Here is a 21,093-nt window from a genome sequence, read left to right as displayed (position 1 = left end):
CCAGCAATGGGAGGCCTTTTTTACAAGAAGCTAGAACTATAATGAGGAGCGGGACATGAAACAGCTATACGCGTTTGGAATGCTGGTCGCAATGAGCGGCGCGCACGGTGCCCCCCAGACAGTCGACTGCGGCCGCCTGCTCGACGTCAAGAGCGGAACCTGGCGTGAGCGCGTCAGCATCGTGGTGGACAAGGGCATGATCAAGTCGGTTGGACCGATGACGCAAGCAGCAGGGAACATCGACCTGTCGCGCCAGTCCTGCCTGCCGGGCCTGATCGACATGCACGTGCACCTGACCAGCGAAACCCAGCCGGCGGTCGATGCCTACCGCGACCGCCTGACCGCCGACCCGGCCGACATGGCCTACCGCTCGGTGAAGTATGCCGAGCGCACCCTGATGGCCGGCTTCACCACGGTGCGCGACCTCGGCGCGGAAGAAGCCTTGAACGTCTCGCTCAAGCGCGCGATCGCGGCCGGCTCGATTCCCGGCCCGCGCATGTTCACCGCCGGGAAATCGATCGCCACCACCGGCGGCCATGCCGATCCGACCAACAACCTGTCGCACTTCCTGGGTGAGAAGATCGGCACGCCGGGACCTCAACACGGCGTGATCGACAGCCCCGAGCAGGGACGCCAGGCCGTGCGCGCACGCTACAAGGAAGGCGCGGACCTGATCAAGATCACCGCCACCGGCGGGGTGCTGAGCCAGGCCGCCAACGGCCAGAACTCGCAGTACACCGAGGACGAACTGAAGGCCATCGTCAGCACCGCCAAGGATTACGGATTCCGCGTCGCGGCCCACGCGCACGGCGCCGAAGGCATGAAGCGGGCGCTGCGCGCCGGCGTCGATTCGATCGAGCACGGCACGCTGATGGACGACGAAACCATCGCCCTGTTCAAGAAAACCGGCCACTGGTACGTGCCGACCATCTCGGCCGGCCGCTACGTGGCCGACAAGGCCAAGGTCGACGGCTACTACTCGGCGCTGGTGCGGCCGAAGGCAGCCGCCATCGGCCCGCAGTTGCAGGCAACGTTTGCCCGCGCGCACAAAGCCGGCGTGAAGATCGCCTTCGGCACTGACGCCGGCGTATTCCCGCACGGCGAAAATGCCAAGGAATTCGGCTACATGGTGGAAGCGGGCATGTCGCCGCTGGAATCGATCCGCGCGGCGACGCTGCACGCGGCCGAGCTGCTCGACCAACCCAGGCGCCTCGGTTCAATCGAGCCGGGCTTCGCAGCCGATATCATCGCCGTCGACGGCGACCCGCTGCGCGACGTGAAGCTGCTCGAGCAGGTCAAGTTTGTGATGAAAGACGGCGTCGTCTACAAGAAACTGTAAGGCGCCACGTATAAAGGTAAGGAGAAGACCATGCTGTTCCAGAAGAACCACCGCGCGGCAGCCACGCTGTTCGCATTCCTGTTCATGCTTGCGGGCGCCGTGCAGGCGCAGCAGGCCAAGCTGCCGAACGTGACCATCCTCGCCACCGGCGGCACCATCGCCGGCACCGGGGCCACCAGCACCACGACGGTGGGCTATACCGCGGCCACCGTGGGCGTGCAGGCGCTGATCCAGGCCGTGCCTGAAATCGCCAAGGTTGCCACGGTCAGCGGCGAGCAGGTGTTCCAGATCGCCAGCGAAAACATGGGCAACGAGCACTGGCTGCTTCTTGCCAAGCGCGTCAACGTGCTGCTGGCCCAGCCGAACGTTGATGGCATCGTCATCACGCACGGCACCGACACGCTCGAAGAGACGGCCTACTTCCTGAACCTGGTCGTCAAGAGCAGGAAGCCGGTGGTGGTGGTCGGCTCGATGCGCCCGTCCACTGCCCTGTCGGCCGACGGCCCGATCAACCTGTACAACGCGGTGCAACTGGCGGGCTCGCAAGAGGCTGTCGGACGCGGCGTACTGGTGGCGATGAACGACCAGATCAACGGCGCGCGCGACGTCACCAAGTCGAACACGACGACGACCGACACATTCAAGGCGTCGGAACTGGGCATGCTCGGATATATCCAGGGCGGCAAGCCGTATTTCTATCGCACCGCAACCCGCCGCCACACGGTCGAGACCGAGTTCGACGTAATGAACCTGTCCGTCTTGCCGCAAGTCGAAGTCGCCTATGCGCATGCGAACGTCGGGCCAGTGGCGATCGACGCGCTGGTGGCGTCGGGGTCCAAGGGATTGATCCATGCGGGCGTCGGTAATGGCTCCCTGCCGGCCAAGGTGCGTCCTGCTCTTTCCGCTGCGCGCAAGAAGGGCGTGATCATCGTGCGCTCGGCACGGGTTGGCCAGGGCATCGTCGCGCGCAACGGCGAGGCGAATGATGACGAGCTCGATTTCGTGGCGGGGGATAATCTGTCGCCGCAGAAGGCGCGGATTTTGTTGATGCTGGCATTGACGAAGACCAGCAGCACCAAGGAGATTCAGCGGATGTTTTACACCTACTGATCCACCGAAGTAGTCAGCCCTGAGACCGTCGTCCCGGCGAAGGCCGGGACCCAAGTTCGCCGGTCAGCCGCGAAGTCACCCGTAGTCGTTATCTGTAAAACCGTTGTACGCGCCACTGGCGCCTACGACTTCCCGCGCAGGCGGGAACCCAATTTTCTCGACTGACCAGCAAACTGGGATTCCCGCCTGCGCGGGAATGACGGTTCCTAAGCTGAGGGTGAGTGGAAGCTGACGCTGACTGCCGCCCCTACTTCGCCAACTCAAGCGGCGGCGACGCCAACTCCTCATCCGGCCGCGCCAGCTGCCGTTCCCACATCTGCGCATACAAGCCGCGCGCTGCCAGCAGCGTGCCGTGCGTACCGCGCTCGACGATGCGCCCGTGATCGAGCACGATGATCTGCTGCGCGTCCGCGATGGTCGACAGGCGATGCGCGATCACCAGGGTGGTGCGGTCTTTCGCGATCTCCTTGAGCTGCGCCTGGATCGCCTGCTCGGCCTTCGAATCGAGCGCCGATGTCGCCTCGTCGAAGATCAGGATGGCCGGGTTCTTGAGCAGGGTGCGCGCAATCGCCACGCGCTGCTTCTCGCCGCCCGACAGCTTCAGGCCGCGCTCGCCCACCATCGTCTTGTACCCGTCCGGCAGGCTTTCGATGAAATCGTGGATCGATGCCGCGCGCGCCGCCGCCATGATGTCCTCGTGCGAGGCGCCTGGCTTGCCGTAGGCGATGTTGTATTCGATGCTGTCGTTGAACAGCACCGTATCCTGCGGCACGATGCCGATTGCGGCGCGCAGCGACGCCTGCGTGATGGCGCGCAGGTCCTGGCCGTCGATGCGGATCGACCCGCCGTTGACGTCGTAGAAGCGGAACAGCAGGCGTGACAGGGTCGACTTGCCCGAACCGCTGTGGCCCACCACGGCCGTGGTGGTGCCGGCGGGGATGGTGAAGTCGACGTCGAACAGGATCTGGCGCTTGGCTTCGTAGCTGAACTCCACGTGCGAGAACTCGACCCGGGCGCCCTTGACGGCATCGGTCACCAAGGGCTGGGCACCGGGACTGTCGGCCACCTCGCGGTTCTGGTCGAGCAGCGAGAACAGGCGCTCCATGTCGGCCAGGCTCTGCTTGATCTCGCGGTAGATCACGCCCAGGAAATTCAGCGGGATGTACAGCTGGATCATGAAGGAGTTCACCAGCACCAGGTCGCCCAAGGTCATGGTTCCGGCGATCACGCCTTCGGTCGCGCGCCACAGGATCAGGGTGACGGCGGTGGCGATGATCAGGGACTGGCCGGTGTTGAGTACCGACAGCGAGGTCTGCGAGCGCACCGCGGCATTCTCGTAACTCTGCAGGCCTTCGTCGTAGCGTTTGGCTTCGTAGTCTTCGTTGCCGAAGTATTTGACGGTCTCGTAGTTGATCAGCGAATCGATGGCCTTGGTGTTGGCTTTCGAGTCGAGGTCGTTCATCGTGCGCCGGAAGTGGGTGCGCCATTCGGTCACGATCACCGTGAACGCTATATAGCTGACCAGCGCCACGGCCGTGATGATGGTGAACCAGATATCGTAGTTCAGCACCAGGTAGCCCAGCACCAGCGTGATCTCCACCAGGGTTGGCAGCACGTTGAACAGGGAATAGGAGATGAGCGAATTCACGCCACGGGTGCCACGCTCGATGTCGCGCGTCATGCCGCCGGTCTGGCGGTTCAGGTGGAAGCGCAGCGACAGCGCGTGCAGGTGACGGAACACCTGCAGCGCAATCGTGCGCACCGCACGCTGGGTCACGCGCGCAAATAAAAATTCGCGCAGCTCGGTGAACAGCGTGGTGGACAGGCGCAGCAGGCCGTAGGCAATGAGCGCGCCCAGCGGCAGCACCACCAGCGCCTTGGGATTGGCCGGGTCGATCGCGAGCTGGTCGATCAGCTGCTTGAGCACCAGCGGCACGCCGACGTTGGCCAGCTTGGCGCCGACCAGGGCGCTGAGGGCGGCCAGCACGCGCCACTTGTAGACCCACAGGTAGGGGAACAGCGTGCGCAGCGTGGCCCAGTCGTTGCGGGGCACGCCTTTCGATTCAAAAGGCAGGGGATGAGAGCTGGCGGGGGTGCGTCGCATGGCAGGGCTTCGGAATTTATGGTTCAATTCGTGACGATTGTAGCTTTTACCGGAAAAACAAGATGACCACGCCACAAAACACCCCTGCCGCCCCCCTTACCCGTCTGCCTGAAGGCAAGATGCCGGAACTGCGCGTGATGCCTGCGCCGTCCGACGCCAACGTGTACGGCGACGTGTTCGGGGGCTGGATCATGGCCCAGGTCGACGTCGCCGGCTCGCTGCCGGCCACCCGCCGCGCCAATGGCCGCGTGGCCACCATTGCAGTCAATTCCTTCCTGTTCAAGCAACCGGTGTTCGTGGGCGACCTGCTGTCGTTCTACGCCAACATCGTCAAGGTCGGCAATACCTCGATCACCGTCTGCGTCGAAGTCTATGCCGAGCGCAACCGCCTGCAGGCGGACGTCGTGAAAGTGACCGAAGCGCAGCTGACCTATGTCGCCACCGGCCCGGACCGCAAGCCGCGCCAGCTGCCGCCGCTCGATTCGCTGATCTCGCGCGAATAAGGCACCATGCCGACGCGCCGGCACTTCCTGCTCGACAGCGCACGCCTTTCGGCAGCGCTGTCGAGCGTGTCAGTGGCCGCCTGCGCCTCGTCCAGCAAAGGCCCCTACCCGTTCAGCCTGGGCGTCGCCTCGGGCTCGCCGCTGCCCGATTCGGTGATCCTGTGGACGCGCATCCTGAGCGACCCGCTGGGCGCCGCGCCGACGGCGCCGGTGGCGATGCCGGTGCGCTGGGAAGTGGCAGGCGACGAGGCCTTCCGCAGCATCGCGGCCAGCGGCACGGCGGTCGCAGCGCCGGAACTGGCCCACAGCGTCCACGTCGACGTCAAGGGCCTGGCACCTGACCGCCCCTACTGGTACCGCTTCATGCTGGGCGACGCCGTCAGCCCGGTCGGGCGCACGCGCACCGCACCCGGCCGCGACAGCATGCCAGGCATGCTCAGGCTGGCCGTCGCCTCCTGCCAGCACTGGGAGTTCGGCAGCTATGCGGCGCACCGCCACATAGCGGCCGCCAATCCCGACCTGGTCGCCTTCCTGGGCGATTACATCTACGAATGGGGCCCCTACCAGCTGCGTCACCCGGCGCGCGCGGTGCGCAGCAACGAATCGTTCACGCTGATTGAATACCGCAAGCGCTACGCGCAGTACAAGAGCGACCCGGACCTGCAGGCGGCGCACCACGCCGCGCCCTGGATCGTGACCTGGGACGACCACGAGGTCGGCAATGATTATGCGGCCCTGCGCGACGAGCGCCTGGCCGCCGACTTCGCGGCGCGCCGCGCGGCCGCCTACCAGGCCTTCTACGAGCACATGCCGCTGCGCCTGCCACGGGTAGCGCGCGACGGCTTCGGCGCCGTGCCCCTGTTCCAGCGCTACGACTGGGGACGGCTGGCGCGCTTCCACGTGCTCGACGACCGCCAGTACCGCTCGCCGCAGGTGTGCGCCAAATCAAGCACCCGCGGCGGCTCGAACGCGGTGTTCGCCCGTGGCTGCGAAGCGCTGCGCGACCCGCGCCGCACGATGCTGGGCGTTGATCAGGAAGCCTGGCTGGAGTCCGGGCTGGCAACCTCGCGCGCGAAGTGGAACATCCTGGCCCAGCAGACACTAATGGCACAGTCGAGCAGCGTGCCGGTGCTGACGCCGGAAGATGGCCGCTTCTGGACCGATGGCTGGGACGGCTATCCGGCGGCGCGCCGGCGCCTGCTCGAGACCATCGTCAAGCATGGCGCCCACAATCCGCTGGTGCTCGGTGGCGACGTGCACACCTTCTATGCGGCCTCGCTGCGGCCGGACTTTTCCAGGCCGGCGTCGAAGCAGAACCCGGTGGTGGCGACCGAATTCGTGGGCACCTCGGTGAGCTCGAGTTCGCGCCCGCAGGCGCGCACCGTGGCGCAGATGGAGAACAACCCGCACATGCTGTACGGACGCAGCGACAAGCGCGGCTACCTGCTGCTGGAGATCACGCCGAAGCAGACGGTGGCGCGCTGCATGGGGCTGGACGACGTGCACGATGCGAAGTCGGCGATCGCGCAGCTGGCGGCGTTCAGGGTGGATGATGGGGTGGCGGGGGCGATGCGCTTGGGCTAGGGCTGCGGTACGAAATTGGATCCGGGCCTTCGCCGGGATGACGGATCATATGTCAGCGGTAATAACGTAGTTTCCGCGCCGCCAGCACGTCGTCCCCGCGAAGGCGTGATCAATGCCACTGGCATTGATCACGCCAATTTAGCTAAACCTACGCCGACGTCTTCTCATCCCGCAGCTCACGCCGCAAAATTTTGCCCACGTTCGTCTTCGGCAGGGTCTCGCGGAACTCGACATACTTTGGACGCTTGTAGCCCGTGAACTGCTCCTTGCAGTAGGCGATGACGTCCTCGCTGCTGAGCGACGCATCCTTGCGCACGATGTACAGCTTCACCGCCTCGCCCGAATTCTTGTCCGGCACGCCGACGCAGGCCACTTCCAGCACGCCCGGATGGGCGGCCACCACGCCTTCGATCTCGTTCGGGTAGACGTTGAAGCCCGACACCAGGATCATGTCCTTCTTGCGGTCGACGATGCGGGTATAGCCCTTGTCGTCCATGATGCCGATGTCGCCGGTCTTGAAGAAGCCGTCGGTGGTCATGACCTTGGCGGTTTCGTCGTCGCGCTGCCAGTAGCCCGCCATCACCTGCGGGCCGCGCACACCGATCTCGCCGGCGGTGCCAAACGGGACTTCCTGGCCCGCTTCGTCCAGGATGCGAATCTCGGTGGATGGCAGCGGCAGGCCGATGGTGCCCGTGAACTCGGTGATGTCGCAGCGGTTGGCGGTGACCACGGGCGACGTCTCGGACAGGCCGTAGCCTTCCACGATCGGGGTGCCGGTCAGCGCCAGCCATTTATCGGCCACGGCTTTTTGCACCGCCATGCCGCCGCCCGGGCACACCAGGAGGCCCGAGAAATCGAGCTTGGCGAATTCCGGGTTGTTCACCAGGCCGTTGTACAGCGTGTTCACGGCCGGGAAGATGTTGATACGGTAGTTGCCGAGTTCCTTGATGAAGCCAGGAATGTCGCGCGGGTTCGGGATGAGCAGGTTCATGCCGCCCACGCGCAGGCCCAGCAACGCGCACACGGTCAGGGCATAGATGTGGTACAGCGGCAGCGCGCACACGAACTGCGCCTGCTCGCCCGGCTTGATCTTGCTGAGGGTCGGGGCGAACCAGGCTTCGTTCTGCAGCAGGTTGGCGATCACTTGCTTGTGCAGCAGCACCGCGCCTTTCGACACGCCGGTGGTGCCGCCGGTGTACTGCAGGAAGGCGATGTCGTCGTGGCCGATGGTCACCGGCTTCATGGCCAGGCTTGACGCGTCGGAGAGCATGCGCTTGAAGCCGACCGCGCCCGGCAGCGACCAGGCCGGCACCATCTTCTTGACCTTGCGGACCACCAGGTTGACCAGCGTGCCCTTCAGGCCACCAAGCAGGTCGCCCATGCTGCCCACCACCACGTGCTTGACCTGGGTGTTGGCGATCACCTGCTCGAGCGTGTGCGCGAAGTTCTCCAGCACGACGATGGCTTCGGCGCCCGAATCGATCAGCTGGTGCTGCAGCTCGCGCGGCGTGTAGAGCGGGTTGACGTTGACGATTACATAGCCGGCGCGCAGCACGGCGGCCATCGCCACCGGATACTGCAGCACGTTCGGCAGCATGATGGCCACGCGCGCGCCTGGCTGCAGGCCCCGGCTTTGCAGCCAGGCGGCCATGCGGCTTGATAAGCGGTCGAGTTCGGCGAAGGTGAGGGACTTGCCCATGCACGCGTAGGCCTTGCGGTCGGCGTACTTTCGGAACGCCTCCTCGAGCAGGTGCGTCAGGGAGCGGTACTGCGTCGGGTCGATCTCCGCAGGTACACCTTCCTCATACGACTTGAGCCAAAACTTGTCCATCCGTGCCTCACCTTCCATGTAGTAGCCTGTAACCAAGCCATTAAAACGCGAAGCCGCCCGGGACACGGGCGGCTTCGGCCAATCGGCTGCCGTGCGAGCTTATGCCGTCTGGGCCGGCTGCTTCTCGTCGCGCAGCACGCGCCGCAGGATCTTGCCGACGTTGGTCTTCGGCAGCTCGTCGCGGAACTCGATGTATTTCGGTTTCTTGTAGCCGGTGAACTGCTGCTTGCAGTAGTCCATCAGCTGCTCGGCGCTCAAGCTCGGGTCTTTCTTCACCACGAACACCTTCACCGCCTCGCCGGAATGCTCGTCCGGCACGCCGATCACGGCGCATTCCAGCACGCCCGGATGGCCGGCGATCACGCCTTCCAGTTCGTTCGGGTAGACGTTGAAGCCCGAGACCAGGATCATGTCCTTCTTGCGGTCCACGATCTTCACGTAGCCCTGCTCGTCCATGATGCCGACGTCGCCCGACTTGAAGAAGCCGTCCGGCGTCATGACCTTGGCCGTTTCGTCCGGGCGGTTCCAGTAGCCGGCCATCACCTGCGGGCCGCGGATGGCGATCTCGCCGATCTGGCCGATGGCCATCGGCTTGCCTTCGTCGTCCAGGATGGCGATGTCCGTGGACGGCACCGGCAGGCCGATCGTGCCGGTGAATTCCTTGACGTCGGCGCGGTTGCAGGTGGCCACCGGCGAGGTCTCCGACAGGCCGTAGCCTTCGATGATGCTGGTGCCGGTGATCTGCTTCCACTTGTCGTTGACGGCCTTCTGCACCGCCATGCCGCCGCCGTTGCAGATCTTCAGGCCCGAGAAGTCCAGGCCGGCGAAGTCAGGGTGGTTGACCAGCGCGTTGTACAGCGTGTTCACCGCCGGCAGCATGTTGATCTTGTACTTGCCGAGCTCCTTGATGAAGCCCGGGATGTCGCGCGGGTTCACGATCAGGACGTTCAGCGAGCCGGTGCGCATGCCCCACATCGCGCAGGCCGTCAGCGCGAAGATGTGGTACAGCGGCAGCGCGCAGACGATCACAGTCTGCTCGCCACTGCCGACATCGCCCATCGCGGGCTTGGCCCAGGCCTCGGTCTGCAGCACGTTGGCGATCACGTTGCGGTGCGTGAGCGCGGCGCCCTTCGACACGCCCGTGGTGCCGCCGGTGTACTGCAGGAAGGCGACGTCGGAGGAATTCGGCGTGGCCGGCGCGAACGGCATCTTCGCGCCCTGCGCCAGGGCATCCTTGAAGCGCACCATGTTCGGCAGCGAGAACTCGGGCACCATCTTCTTGATGTTGCGGACCACGAAGTTGACCAGCATTCCCTTGGCGCCGCCCAGCATCTCGCCCATGCTCGCCACCACCACGTGCTTCAGCGGGGTCTTGCTCATCACCTGCTGCACGGTATGCGCGAAGTTCTCGAGCACGATGATCGCTTCGCTGCCCGAGTCGGTGATCTGGTGCTCGAGCTCGCGCGGCGTGTACAGCGGGTTCACGTTGACCACCGTATAGCCGGCGCGCAGCACGGCCGCGATCGCGATCGGGTACTGCAGCACGTTCGGCATCATGATGGCCACGCGCGCGCCGCGCTGCATGCCGCGGCTTTGCAGCCAGGCGGCCAGCTTCTTCGAATAGGCATCCAGTTCGCCGTAAGTCAGGAACTTGTCCATGCAAACGTAGGCGTTGCGGTCGGCGTACTTGCTGAACGATTCGTCCAGCATGTGCACCAGCGACTGGTACTGGTCCGGATTGATCTCGGCAGGTACGTTAGGGGGGTACGACTTCAGCCACATTTTGTCCATCGGATGCCTCTGTCTCGAAATAGTTATCGTTATGGTCCGAGCGGCCGCGGCGCGCAGCAGGAATCTTGATGTCCCTGGCATGCGCGCGCGCGAAGCTTGCGCCTTTGCTATCACCTGATGGTGATGCTATCGGGCAGCGTCCCTGTGCGCAAGCTCTTTTACGGCTTTTGGAACGCGTCCTCTATCTTCCCGCCCCCCATGCTGCGCTGCACGACCAGCGGACTGGTCGCCGCCGGCGCCGCCAGGCTCTTGAGCACCCGGTGGCGATCGGCTTTGTCGAGCCTGGCGATCCGGTTGACCGACTTGTAGAAGGCCGGCCAGGAGCGCTCCTTGCGCAGCAGCGCGCGGAAGGCGGGCACGAAGTCGTTGTAGGTGGCGATCGAGGCCAGGTGGGCGTTCGACAGCGGCTCGGCGAAGAAGCGGTCGTAGCCGGCATAGCCGCCCCAGTTCGCCTTGAGCACCTGGTAATCGTCCTTCAGCGCCACGAACAGGCGTCCCTTGGAGGCGCGCTTCTCGTCGCGGCTCATCTTGCTGGCGTAGGTCTTTTCCAGCTCGCCGCGGTAGCGCACCAGCAGCGCCATGAAATCCTTCTTGCGCAGCGTGTAGCGTTCGAAGGCCTCGGTCATCATCGGGTTGCCGAAGCGTTCCAGCCAGCCTTCGACGCCGGCCGCTTCCACGGCGCTGGCGAAGGATTCGTTGAACTTCGAGTCGCCCTGCACGTACACCACCTGGTGCGCCAGCTCGTGGAAGATCAGGCGCGCCAGCTCGGCGTCGGGGTAGTTGATGAAGGTCGAGATCAGGGGGTCGCTGAACCAGCCCAGCGTCGAATAGGCGCTGACGCCGCCCACTTCCACGTCGTTGCCCTGGGCGCGCAGCTCCTTGGCATAGGCCTGCGCATCCTGCTTGCTGTAGTAGCCGCGGTAGTTCACGCAGCCGGCCACCGGGAAGCACCACTGCATGGGTTTCAGCGACAGCTCGGGCGTGGCAACCACGTTCCACAGCACGTAGGGGCGTTCGAGCTTGGTGAAGTTGGTGTAGCTGCCGTTGTCGGGCAGTTTCAGTTCCTGGATGGCGAAGCGGCGGATCTGGCGCGCCGTCTCGAGCCGGTGGCGCAGGGGTGTCCCGGTGCGGGGATCGGCCAGCCAGTCGTCGATCGGGCGGGAATCGGCCAGCAGTTCGAGCTGGCCCTGGGCCGCCTGGGAGTAGTAGTTGAGGGATGAGCAGCTTGACAACATCAGGGCCGCGGCTGCGGCGCCCATGAATGGCCGGAAGGCCTGGGAAAATCTAGAGGTTTTCATCTCGCGTTGACGGTGAGGCTTTTTCAACCTGCACCAGGGTGTCGTAGAAGGTTGGCGCCCTGCCCATGTCGGTCAATCGCTGGCTGGTCACTTCGTTTGCGTTCTTGCCGTCGCTGGCGAGTTTCTTCCACCAGATCGACAAGCCCACCACCAGCCCTTCGCGCGCCTTGTCGGTCACACGTGCACGGGCAACGAATGAGCCGCGGTCGTTGAAGATACGCGCCATCTCGCCATGAGCGATGCCGCGGCGGGCGGCATCGTTCGGGTGGATGTCGAGGTGCGGCTCGCCCTCGGTTGCGCGCAAACTCTGCACGTTCACAAACGTCGAGTTCAGGAAGTTGCGGGCCGCTGGCGAGATCATCGCCAGCGGATACTTCCGTGCCAGCTCCGGGTTGGAGGCGGCAGATTCATACGGCGGGATATAGGCCGGGACCGGATCGAGTCCGTCGCGCGCCATGCTGCTTGAGTAAAATTCGCACTTGCCGGACGGGGTCGGGAAGCCGCCTTCGGCAAACGGCGCGTCCGGCATGTTGAGCTTCTGCCAGCCCTTTTTTTTCAGCGACTCCCAGTCGAAGTGGACTGCGCGCTCGTGCTTCCTGTCGAAGGCTTGCGCGGCCAGTTCGTCGTCGGTCTCGCTGAAGCACGGATCGTCGAAACCCATGCGTGCAGCCAGCAGGCGGAAGAATTCGGTGTTCGGTTTTGCTTCGCCGACGGGTTCGATGGCGGCGTTATTCGCCATCATGTAGAGGTGGCCGTAGGCCAGGTGCGCATCGACGTGCTCGAGCTGGGTCGTGGCCGGCAGCAGGATGTCGGCATAGTCGGCGCTGTCGGTGCGGAAGTGCTCCAGCACGACGGTGAACAGGTCTTCGCGCTCGAAGCCGCGCTGCACCTTGGCGGAATCGGGCGCGATCGCCAGCGGGTTGGCGTTGTAGACGATGACGGCTTCGATCTTCGGGCCGAATGCTGGCGAAGCTTCCTGCAGCAGGTCGTCGCCGATGGTGGTCATGTTGACGGTGCGCGGGGCGCGCCCCCCCAAGAGGTCCGGGCGCTGCAGCGCCGGGCGATCGGTGGGGAAGGAGCCCGAGGTCGAGAGCTGCACGCCCCCGGCCTTGTGGCGCCAGGCGCCCACCAGGGCCGGCAGGCAGGCGATATTGCGCACCGCCATGCCGCCGCCGCGCACGCGCTGCAGGCCGTAGTTCATGCGGATCGCCGCGCCCTCGCCGCTCCTGGCGACCTGGCCGTACAGGCGCGCCAGCTCCACGACTTCGCCGGACGTGATGCCGCAGGTCTCGGCGGTGCGCTCCGGCGTCCATTCGAGGGCGCGCGCTTTCAATTCCTCGTAGCCGAGCGTGTAGCGGGCGATGTAGTCGTGGTCGACCAGGTCTTCCTGGATGAGCACGTGCATCATGCCCAGCGCCAGCGCGGCATCCGTGCCCGGCAGCAGGGCAATGTGCTGGTGGCATTTCTCGGCCGTGAGCGAGCGGTAGGGATCGATCGCGATGAGCTTGGCGCCGCGGCGCTTGGCTTCCTGCACGCGCATCCAGAGGTGCAGGTTCGAGGCGATCGGGTTGCCGCCCCAGATCAGGATCAGCTTCGCGTCCTGGAACTGTTCGATGTCGGTGCCGATCGAGCCGCCGATGGTGTACTTGTAGCCGGCCGCACCGGCTGTGGCGCAGATGGTACGGTCAAGCAGCGAAGCGCCGAGTTTGTTGAAGAATCGCAAAGACATGGAATCGCCCTGGACGAGTCCCATTGTGCCTGCATAGCTGTACGGCAGAATCGCTTGCGGGTCGCGGGAAGCGATCTCGCCCAGGCGAGTGGCGATCTCATCGATTGCCGCTTCCCACGTGATGCGTTCGAACTTGCCCTCGCCCTTGCGGCCGACGCGGCGCATCGGGTAGAGCACGCGGTCCGGATGATAGGTGCGCTCCACATAGCGCGCGACCTTGGTGCACAGCACGCCCTGCGTCGTCGGATGCTCCGGATCGCCCTTCACTTCCGTCGCCACGCCGTTGTCGACGGTAACGAGGATCGCACAGGTATCGGGGCAATCGTGGGGGCAGGCAGCGCGGACTTGGGTGACGGACATGGACGGGAAAATGCTTCGTGAAACCAATACTTTATCCGATTCCCGGTTTCCCCGTGCCGCCTCTTTCAAGCTCTGTTTGAGGCAGGCTACAATAGTTCAAAGTGTGCAATGCCAGCATGACAAAACGGAGAGTCAGATGAAGCTCATGGAACCTATCCTCGCTTTTCAAACGGAGTTGCAGGAAATCCGGCGCGACCTGCATGCGCATCCGGAGCTCTGTTACGAAGAGCAGCGCACCGCTGACGTGGTCGCGGCGCGTCTGACGGAATGGGGCATCCCCATCGTGCGCGGGCTGGGCGTGACCGGTGTTGTCGGTATCATCCAACACGGTTCATCAAAGCGTGCGATCGGCCTGCGCGCAGACATGGACGCGCTGCCGATGCAGGAGACCAACGCCTTCGCGCATACGTCCCGCCATGCGGGCAAGATGCACGCCTGCGGCCACGATGGCCACACCGCCATGCTGCTCGGCGCCGCCCACCACCTGGCGCAGCACCGCAATTTCGACGGCACCGTCTACCTGATCTTCCAGCCCGCCGAAGAAGGCGGCGGCGGCGCGCGCCGCATGATGGAAGATGGACTATTCACGCAATTCCCGATGGACGCGGTGTACGGCATGCATAACTGGCCGGGCATCCCGGAGGGGAATTTCGGCGTGGTGGCCGGGCCGATGATGGCCTCCAGTAACGAGTTTCGCGTGGTGGTGCGCGGCAAGGGTTGCCACGCGGCGCAGCCGCACCGCGGCATCGATCCGGTGATGGTGGCGGTGCAGATCGCCCAGGCCTGGCAAACGATCGTCTCGCGCGAAAAGAATCCGCTCGAATCGGCCGTGCTGTCGATCACGCAAATCCACGCGGGCAGCGCCACCAATGTGATTCCCGACGAAGCCGAGCTGGTCGGCACCGTGCGCACTTTCTCGACCGGCGTGCTGGACTTGATCCAGCGCCGCATGGAAGAGATGGCCTCAGGTGTTGCCGCGGCTTTCAACGCCTCGGTCGATTTCAACTTCAAGCGCAATTACCCGCCGCTCATCAATCATGCGGAGCAGACGGCGTTTGCGGTCGAGGCGATGCGCGCGGTGGTGGGGGCCGAGCGGGTCGATACCAATGTCGAGCCGACCATGGGGGCGGAAGACTTCGCGTACATGCTGCAGGAGAAGCCGGGCTGCTATGTGTTCATCGGTAACGGCGAGGGCGCGCACCGCGCGGGCGGGCATGGGCTGGGGCCGTGCCAGCTGCATAACACGAGTTATGACTTCAATGACAATTTGCTGCCGATCGGGGCGAGTTATTGGGTGAAGTTGGTGGAGATGAGTTTGTCGGCGGCTTGATCGCTCTGCGGCTCAACCGTTGTCGCGATTCTTAGGGTGGGCGATTCGTAATTCAGGCCATAGTCCTGGCCATTGGCCTGAATTACCTTGCCCACGCGTACAAACCGTGGTGATGCTGCCAGTACATATCTTCATCCGCTAGTTGAAGCGGTGGAATTCCGATCGCGGCGGCTCATCCGCTGGTTGAACGCGTGGGCAGAATCTGCCCACTCTACGGGAGCTGGTCTGCTCCGTCCCCCAGCCGGATGCCCGGGTTCAGCTGTTCAAGCGCCAGCAGCGCGGCCGCGTGATCGGCCGTCGGCAACACAGTCTCGATCGACTCAAACCTCTGCGTCACCAGCTCCGTCACCGGCAGCGCCAACCCCGCGGCGCCCGCCGCCGCCAGCACATTGCGCAAATCCTTCAACTGGCTCTTCACCTGCCCACCCGGCATGAAATTTCGGTCCAGCATGCGCTGGCCATGCATCTCGAGGACGCGGCTGCCCGCAAACCGCCGCGGATCGCCTCGCGCACGGCCACCGGATCCGCCCCGGCCGCCTGGGCCAGCAACAGCGCCTCCGCGACCACGTTCAAGGTTGCGCCAACGATTAACTGATTGCACAGCTTGGCCACCTGGCCGCTGCCCACTGGACCAACCCGTTGGGGCGTCCCCATGACGGCCAAAATTTTTGCCAACTGGTCAAATTCCGAGGGCTCACCGCCCACCATGATCGCCAGCGTTCCCGCTTCGGCCCCGCCGACACCGCCCGACACCGGCGCATCGATAAACCGGCAGCCCTGTGCCGACAAGCACGCGTGAAACGCCAGCGCCTCGTCCTGCCGCGTCGAGCTCATGTCGATCCACACCGTCCCCGGCGCGAGCGAGGGCAAGGCGGCAGCGATCACCTCGCCCACGACCTGCCCAGCCTCCAGCATGGAAATGACTACCTGCGCGCCGCACACTGCGTCAGGCAGGTCCGCCACCGGCTCGGCCCCGGCCTCTCGCACCGCCTCGGCCTTCGCCAACGTCCGGTTCCATGCGCGCACACTGTAACCGGCATGCGCAAGGCGGCTTGCCATCGGCCTTCCCATCAGCCCGATGCCGAGGAAGGCGATGGTCTTCATCAAAACAGTCCGAGGAATTTCTTGACGGTGTTCTTGCGCCCCGGGACAACGAGGTCGGTGACGCCCTTCTCGTTGAACGCATCGAGCAGTTCCGGGAAGCCCTTGCGCTTGACCAGGTTCAGCTCGGCCTCGTACAGCGGCACGACGCAATGGAAATAGATATCCTTGCCGTCCCGGGCCAGCGAAGCGAAGGCTTCCGGCGCCGAGGCAGGCGGCAGCAGGATCGCGCCCGTGAACTCGGCACCCTTGGCATACGGCCTGGCCGGGCTGCCGTTGGGCACCGTGTGGCCCAGGCCCAGCCAGGTCGCGTGCTGGTGCGGGTAGTGGGCCAGGTGGCGCAGCAGGGCAACCGGCCAATACCAGCGTTCGTCCTGCACCGATTGCGCATCAAACTTCCAGTCCGCCGGCAATGCCATCATCAGCTCGGCATAGGGCGGCGCGCCTTCGGGTACCGTCATCGCGCGGCTGCTCATGCCCGAGGTCACCAGCCGCAGGAAAGGCGTCTGCGCATTGGCCGGCACCACGTGGATATCAACCTGGACCGGGTCGGCCACGGTGTCGTGGAAGACGGTGTCGATCCGACCTAGGTGTTGGGCAATGTGGTCCGCGATCGGGTCGTGCGGCAGCGTGGCGGGAGCCGCCTGCTGCTGGGTCGGGTGGGCGAGCGGGTAGAGCGGCGTGGAGATCGGTTCAGTCATGCGGAATCGGTAATGTAGTGCGCGTTTTGCGAAGCGTCTATCATACCCGCGCTGCAGAACGGGTGGCGGACAGCGCCGGATTGTTCACGCTAGTACAATAGCGCACTGCACAATATTTCTACCCAGTTAAGAAAGCGCCTTATGCTCACTTTGAAGAAATTGGCCGCCGTTGCCATCAGCTTGGCCGCCGTAGTCTTCTCCCAGACCGGCCACGCCGCCGATGCCCTCGTCGATTCTGCATCGGTCGAGGTCGGCACCAACCCGCAGCAGCGCATGCTGCGCGTCGCCGTGCAGAAGGACTGGCAGCAGCGCTGGTTCGCCGGCAACGGCCGCCACCTGTCGGGTTATTGGGAAGCCAACCTCGCCCTCTGGCGCCTGAATGCCTACGCCAACGTAACAGGCCAGGACAAGAACCTCGCCGTCATCGGCTTCGCCCCGGTGCTGCGCTACCAGAACGACAGCAAGCTCGGCCTGTATGGCGAAGCCGGCGTCGGTGTGAGCCTGTTCTCCAGCCTGTACAAGAACCGCGACAAGGAATTGTCCACCGCCTTCCAGTTTGCCGACCACGTGGGCGTGGGCTATACCACGGCCAAATGGGATTTCGGCCTGAAGTTCCAGCACTACTCGAACGCCAGCATCAAGCGCCCGAACGGCGGCGCGAACTGGGTGATCGCCAAGGCCGCCTACCGCTTCTGATCGCACCGCAGTCGCAGCGGTGCTGAACACGGCCCTGCTGCGATTTATGTAAGAATCGGACCAAAAGGGCCGTCCGGCCTGCAAGCAACACGAGGTCCGATTGACTGACCCCAGCACGATCAAACGCTACTTGCCATGGCTGGTGGCGACTGCCTTGTTCATGGAGCAGCTCGACGCCACCATCGTCAATACCGCCATCCCCAGCATCGCGGCCAGCCTGCAGGTCACGCCGCTGAGCCTGAAGTCGGTGGTCACCAGCTACATCCTCGGCCTGGCCGTCGGTATCCCGCTCAGCGGCTGGATGGCCGACCGCTTCGGCACCCGCCGCGTCTTCTTCACTGCCATTACGATTTTCACGATTGCCTCGGTGCTGTGCGGACTGGCGCCGAATGCCCCCATGTTGACGGCCGCGCGCCTGCTGCAGGGACTGGGCGGGGCGATGATGATGCCGGTCGGGCGGCTGGCGATCGTGCGCACCTTCCCCAAGAACGAGCTGCTGGGCGCGATGAATTTCGTGATCATCCCGGCGCTGATCGGGCCGCTGCTGGGGCCGACCGTCGGCGGGCTGATCGTGCACTGGACCTCGTGGCGCGTGATCTTCTTCGTCAACGTCCCGGTCGGGCTGGTGGCGCTCTACCTGGTCTGGAAGCACATGCCGGACTACCAGGGCCACGAAAAGCGCCCGCTCGACCTGATCGGCCTGCTCCTGTTCAGCAGCGGCACGGCGATCCTGTCCTGGCTGCTGGAAGTGTTCGGGGAGCACACGCTCGATGCCGTGACCGGCGGACTGCTGCTCGCGCTGTCGCTGGCGCTGCTGGCCAGCTATGCCTGGCATGCCCTTCGCATCAAGCACCCGCTGCTGCGCCTGACCCTGTTCAAGGTGCGCACCTTCCGCATCTCGGTGGCGGGCGGGTTCTTCACGCGCCTCGGTGTCGGCGGCCTGCCCTTCCTGCTGCCGCTGCTTTATCAGCTGGGACTCGGGCTGCCGGCCTGGCAGTCGGGCCTGTTGATGATGCCGGCGGCCGCAGCCGCGATGGGCATGAAGATGTTCGCGCCCAGGCTGCTGGCACGCTTCGGCTACCGCCAGGTCTTGATGGTGAATACCGTACTCATCGGCCTGACGATCGCGATGTTCACCCTGGTCGGGCCAAGCACGCCCTTCTACGTCATCGTCGCCATCAGCCTGGCCCAGGGCTTTTTCAATTCGCTGCAGTTCTCCAGCATGAACACGCTGGCCTATGCCGACATCGAGCCGAACGACTCGAGCATGGCGAGCACCATGTCCAGCTCCTTCCAGCAGCTGTCGATGAGCTTCGGCCTGGCGACCGCATCGATCGTGACGGCCTGGTTCCTGGGGCCGGTGGCGCAGGACAACCGCGTGCTGGTGTCGCAGGCGCTACACCATGGCTTCGGCACGCTGGCTGCCATGACGCTGGTATCGTCCCTTATCTTCTGGCGCCTGCGCCGCAACGACGGCGACAGCATCAGCCGCGGCGACGTCAAGGCGAAGGAAGCCGAGCCGGTGGCCCAGCCGCTCGGCAGCTAGCCTGCCTGCCCCTCCGCCTGGTCAATGTCGGCCGCGATGCCCCCCGCGGTGATGCCCCCAGCCTCCGCGATGGTGTCCCCAGCCGCCATGTCCACGCCAGCCGTGGCCATGGTGGCGGTAATGCCCATGGCGAGGGCCATCGTAGAAAGCGAATCCCAGGTCCAGCGAGACCGGCGGCCCGACATAGGCCGGGTAGCCATAAGCCGGATAGGTGCTGTCGTAGGCATAGGGAGGGCCATATACGGCGCAGCCTCCCAGCCCGCCGACCAGCAGTAGCGCTGCGGCGACGCGCCGCAACGACGAGTGGATGTGGATATTCATGTCAGCCCCCGGAAAAGGCGAAGCTAGTTCAGTGTAGTCCGGGTAGGCGTATATGCAATGTCAGGTCCTCAAACTTCCACGACCCGGCGACCGGGCACGGCCGCAGTTCAGTTGAGAATTTGCGGGATCACCTTCACCTCGCCGCGCTTCACTGCCCGCGGCGTGGTGATCGGGGAGAAGTAGATCTGCTTCTGGCTCGTGGCGATATAGATGCGGTGCCGGTGCAGGAAATCCGCGCCCAGCACCAGGATCTCGCCGGAATAAGGCAGGTCCATCAGGCGCAGGTCCATGTCCTTGACCTCCAGGGCATTAATCGACATCGAGGGAACCGACACTTTCCACACCGGCTGAGCGGGTCCGTGGCCGGGCAAGGGGTCTTCGCGCACGGCGCCGGGCGAATTCGGCGTCAATCCCAGCCGTTCGGCCGTCGCCTTGGGCAGGTAGGAATACGGCGTAGCGGTCGACAACAAGGCGCGCAGGTCGGTGCCGCCGATACGGACGTTGAATACCAGGCGAGGTTCGCGCTTCCATGGATCGTGCCAGGCCAGGACCGACACCGCCTGCGGGTCCCAGTAGGCCAAGTGAGCCCGGATGCAGCCGCTCGGCTTGAAAGGCTTGATATAGCCGGCGTCCAGGGCAATTTCGAGATCCGTTTGCAGCAGGGTACCGGCACCTATCCTTACTCCGAAACTGTCGTCCATGAAATCCTCGACCATGTAGGTATTGTTTTTAGCGCTGGCCACGCCAAAAGAAAATTCCTTGATCAGGACATGCGATATATCGCGCACGATATCCACGCCCTTCGGGTTACGCTCATCGTCGGCGGACATCTTGCTCGTCGAGCTACGTGCTGCGATGCCGAGGCGGTCCAGCGTCTTCTTGTTGAACACCACTGATTCCGCCGCGCCGGTACTGATCATGACGGGAACGGCAGTGCCGTTGATGGTGGCCTTCCCGACCGGACGCATGTCCTCGGTGATCGTGATCGGCAAGCTCGGTTGTTCGTTCATTTCGCAGCCTGCGGGCAGCGAATGGGCGAAGGCCGCCCCTGAAAACGCGAGGCTGGCGCTAACGATATATCTCAACAAGGCAGACAATGGAACGCGGCGAGCAGGGGTCATGGGATCGACGAGGTGGTTGCGTGAAGATCCAGTATAAGTATCACGATGGTCCCCGGAGCAAGGCCGTGCAAATTACCCTGCTGCCATAAGCGGTCTTTCGCGACGAAGCCTGCAAACGCAAAAAACCACGCATGCCACGACCTCGGTTTATCGCTGCAGCCGTCGAACCGTCGAACCGTCGCTCCTGCGAAGGCGGGAGCCCAGGCTCGCTGCGTAGCCACCAGCGCCGGATGAGATGCGGTCATTGAAGAGAGCGTGTAAACGCAAAAAACCCCACCAGGATCACCTGGTGGGGTTTTGCTTATAACTAGCCTGACGATAACCTACTTTCACACTGGTTGCAGCACTATCATCGGCGCAAAGTCGTTTCACGGTCCTGTTCGGGATGGGAAGGGGTGGGACCGACTTGCTATGGTCATCAGGCTTTGACTTGTACGAGTCTTTTACCATTGGCAAAAGAACTCTGAATCTGGAAGAAGTAATGTTAGTTGGGTAGCTGTATCAACAAACTTGCAGCTGTATTCCTGACTTGTCTATACCTACCAAGGTTATAGGGACAAGCCGTACGGGCAATTAGTACTGGTTAGCTTAATGCATTACTGCACTTCCACACCCAGCCTATCAACGT

The 21,093-nt window shown here is 64.2% G+C and carries 15 protein-coding genes, 2 rRNA genes and 1 pseudogene; 7 read left to right on the top strand and 11 right to left on the bottom strand.

What is annotated here, in order from left to right; genetic code table 11:
* Positions 1-55 precede the first annotated feature (55 nt).
* Together AC56K1_RS18860 and AC56K1_RS18855 are read left to right on the top strand one after the other, a co-directional pair.
* On the top strand, positions 56-1,339 hold the full coding sequence (locus AC56K1_RS18860) for a metal-dependent hydrolase family protein (protein ID WP_497159328.1): 1,284 nt from the start codon (positions 56-58) through the stop codon (positions 1,337-1,339).
* A gap of 30 nt (positions 1,340-1,369) precedes the next feature.
* Positions 1,370-2,449, top strand: coding sequence for a type II asparaginase (locus tag AC56K1_RS18855; protein WP_497159327.1), 1,080 nt, complete (start codon positions 1,370-1,372; stop codon positions 2,447-2,449).
* Between the two features lie 247 nt (positions 2,450-2,696).
* On the opposite strand, the gene AC56K1_RS18850 is transcribed toward AC56K1_RS18855, so the two are convergent.
* The gene (locus AC56K1_RS18850) at positions 2,697-4,553 is read right to left on the bottom strand and encodes an ABCB family ABC transporter ATP-binding protein/permease (RefSeq protein WP_497159326.1); all 1,857 of its coding nucleotides are present in this window, start codon (positions 4,551-4,553) and stop codon (positions 2,697-2,699) included.
* Between the two features lie 62 nt (positions 4,554-4,615).
* Between AC56K1_RS18850 and AC56K1_RS18845 the strand changes: the two genes are divergently transcribed.
* Entirely contained in the window at positions 4,616-5,056 is a 441-nt protein-coding gene (locus tag AC56K1_RS18845) for an acyl-CoA thioesterase (RefSeq protein WP_497159325.1), read from the top strand.
* Between the two features lie 6 nt (positions 5,057-5,062).
* Positions 5,063-6,640, top strand: coding sequence for an alkaline phosphatase D family protein (locus AC56K1_RS18840; protein WP_497159324.1), 1,578 nt, complete (start codon positions 5,063-5,065; stop codon positions 6,638-6,640).
* Between the two features lie 148 nt (positions 6,641-6,788).
* Here AC56K1_RS18840 and AC56K1_RS18835 read toward each other — a convergent pair whose 3' ends face one another.
* The 4 genes from AC56K1_RS18835 to AC56K1_RS18820 form a co-directional block, all read right to left on the bottom strand.
* Positions 6,789-8,471, bottom strand: a complete 1,683-nt coding sequence (locus AC56K1_RS18835; RefSeq protein WP_497159323.1) for a long-chain-fatty-acid--CoA ligase — start codon at positions 8,469-8,471, stop codon at positions 6,789-6,791.
* A 99-nt stretch (positions 8,472-8,570) separates the two neighbouring features.
* Positions 8,571-10,262, bottom strand: a complete 1,692-nt coding sequence (locus AC56K1_RS18830; RefSeq protein ID WP_497159322.1) for a long-chain-fatty-acid--CoA ligase — start codon at positions 10,260-10,262, stop codon at positions 8,571-8,573.
* Between the two features lie 158 nt (positions 10,263-10,420).
* Positions 10,421-11,521, bottom strand: a complete 1,101-nt coding sequence (locus AC56K1_RS18825) for an aminopeptidase (RefSeq protein ID WP_497159415.1) — start codon at positions 11,519-11,521, stop codon at positions 10,421-10,423.
* A gap of 25 nt (positions 11,522-11,546) precedes the next feature.
* Positions 11,547-13,649, bottom strand: coding sequence for a molybdopterin-containing oxidoreductase family protein (locus AC56K1_RS18820; protein WP_497159321.1), 2,103 nt, complete (start codon positions 13,647-13,649; stop codon positions 11,547-11,549).
* A 136-nt stretch (positions 13,650-13,785) separates the two neighbouring features.
* Here AC56K1_RS18820 and AC56K1_RS18815 point away from each other — a divergent pair, with 136 nt between their 5' ends.
* A complete protein-coding gene (locus tag AC56K1_RS18815; protein ID WP_497159320.1) occupies positions 13,786-14,979 on the top strand; it encodes a M20 aminoacylase family protein in 1,194 nt (397 codons plus the stop codon).
* A 211-nt stretch (positions 14,980-15,190) separates the two neighbouring features.
* Here the strand turns inward: AC56K1_RS18815 and AC56K1_RS18810 are convergent.
* A pseudogene (locus AC56K1_RS18810) lies at positions 15,191-16,038 on the bottom strand (NAD(P)-dependent oxidoreductase).
* Between the two features lie 44 nt (positions 16,039-16,082).
* Complete coding sequence (locus AC56K1_RS18805; protein WP_497159319.1) at positions 16,083-16,781, bottom strand: suppressor of fused domain protein; 699 nt, start codon at positions 16,779-16,781, stop codon at positions 16,083-16,085.
* 141 nt (positions 16,782-16,922) lie between these two features.
* On the opposite strand from AC56K1_RS18805, the gene AC56K1_RS18800 reads away from it, so the two are divergent.
* Positions 16,923-17,477: an acyloxyacyl hydrolase gene (locus AC56K1_RS18800; RefSeq protein WP_497159318.1), complete on the top strand. Its 555-nt coding sequence runs from the start codon at positions 16,923-16,925 to the stop codon at positions 17,475-17,477.
* 100 nt (positions 17,478-17,577) lie between these two features.
* Positions 17,578-19,023, top strand: a complete 1,446-nt coding sequence (locus tag AC56K1_RS18795) for a DHA2 family efflux MFS transporter permease subunit (protein ID WP_497159317.1) — start codon at positions 17,578-17,580, stop codon at positions 19,021-19,023.
* Positions 19,024-19,044: 21 nt separating this feature from the next.
* On the opposite strand, the gene AC56K1_RS18790 is transcribed toward AC56K1_RS18795, so the two are convergent.
* From AC56K1_RS18790 to AC56K1_RS18775, 4 genes are all read right to left on the bottom strand, one after another.
* The gene (locus AC56K1_RS18790; protein ID WP_497159316.1) at positions 19,045-19,344 is read right to left on the bottom strand and encodes a hypothetical protein; all 300 of its coding nucleotides are present in this window, start codon (positions 19,342-19,344) and stop codon (positions 19,045-19,047) included.
* A 107-nt stretch (positions 19,345-19,451) separates the two neighbouring features.
* Positions 19,452-20,354, bottom strand: coding sequence for a retroviral-like aspartic protease family protein (locus AC56K1_RS18785; protein WP_497159315.1), 903 nt, complete (start codon positions 20,352-20,354; stop codon positions 19,452-19,454).
* A gap of 421 nt (positions 20,355-20,775) precedes the next feature.
* Positions 20,776-20,888: ribosomal RNA gene (gene rrf / locus AC56K1_RS18780) — 5S ribosomal RNA — on the bottom strand.
* A gap of 129 nt (positions 20,889-21,017) precedes the next feature.
* Positions 21,018-21,093 (bottom strand): 23S ribosomal RNA (locus AC56K1_RS18775); the annotation flags it as partial.

This window comes from Telluria sp. ZB4P37 (assembly GCF_059685855.1).
This window is presented reverse-complemented; position numbering and strand designations above follow the sequence as displayed.

Bases quoted from the DNA above. Each gene is read 5' to 3' on its own strand.
- AC56K1_RS18820 (WP_497159321.1), bottom strand. From the start codon at position 13,649: ATGTCCGTCACCCAAGTCCGCGCTGCCTGCCCCCACGATTGCCCCGAT.
- AC56K1_RS18790 (WP_497159316.1), bottom strand. From the start codon at position 19,344: ATGAATATCCACATCCACTCGTCGTTGCGGCGCGTCGCCGCAGCGCTA.
- AC56K1_RS18845 (WP_497159325.1), top strand. From the start codon at position 4,616: ATGACCACGCCACAAAACACCCCTGCCGCCCCCCTTACCCGTCTGCCT.
- AC56K1_RS18825 (WP_497159415.1), bottom strand. From the start codon at position 11,521: ATGGGCGCCGCAGCCGCGGCCCTGATGTTGTCAAGCTGCTCATCCCTC.
- AC56K1_RS18850 (WP_497159326.1), bottom strand. From the start codon at position 4,553: ATGCGACGCACCCCCGCCAGCTCTCATCCCCTGCCTTTTGAATCGAAA.
- AC56K1_RS18835 (WP_497159323.1), bottom strand. From the start codon at position 8,471: ATGGACAAGTTTTGGCTCAAGTCGTATGAGGAAGGTGTACCTGCGGAG.
- AC56K1_RS18785 (WP_497159315.1), bottom strand. From the start codon at position 20,354: ATGAACGAACAACCGAGCTTGCCGATCACGATCACCGAGGACATGCGT.
- AC56K1_RS18815 (WP_497159320.1), top strand. From the start codon at position 13,786: ATGAAGCTCATGGAACCTATCCTCGCTTTTCAAACGGAGTTGCAGGAA.
- AC56K1_RS18860 (WP_497159328.1), top strand. From the start codon at position 56: ATGAAACAGCTATACGCGTTTGGAATGCTGGTCGCAATGAGCGGCGCG.
- AC56K1_RS18830 (WP_497159322.1), bottom strand. From the start codon at position 10,262: ATGGACAAAATGTGGCTGAAGTCGTACCCCCCTAACGTACCTGCCGAG.
- AC56K1_RS18840 (WP_497159324.1), top strand. From the start codon at position 5,063: ATGCCGACGCGCCGGCACTTCCTGCTCGACAGCGCACGCCTTTCGGCA.
- AC56K1_RS18805 (WP_497159319.1), bottom strand. From the start codon at position 16,781: ATGACTGAACCGATCTCCACGCCGCTCTACCCGCTCGCCCACCCGACC.
- AC56K1_RS18800 (WP_497159318.1), top strand. From the start codon at position 16,923: ATGCTCACTTTGAAGAAATTGGCCGCCGTTGCCATCAGCTTGGCCGCC.
- AC56K1_RS18855 (WP_497159327.1), top strand. From the start codon at position 1,370: ATGCTGTTCCAGAAGAACCACCGCGCGGCAGCCACGCTGTTCGCATTC.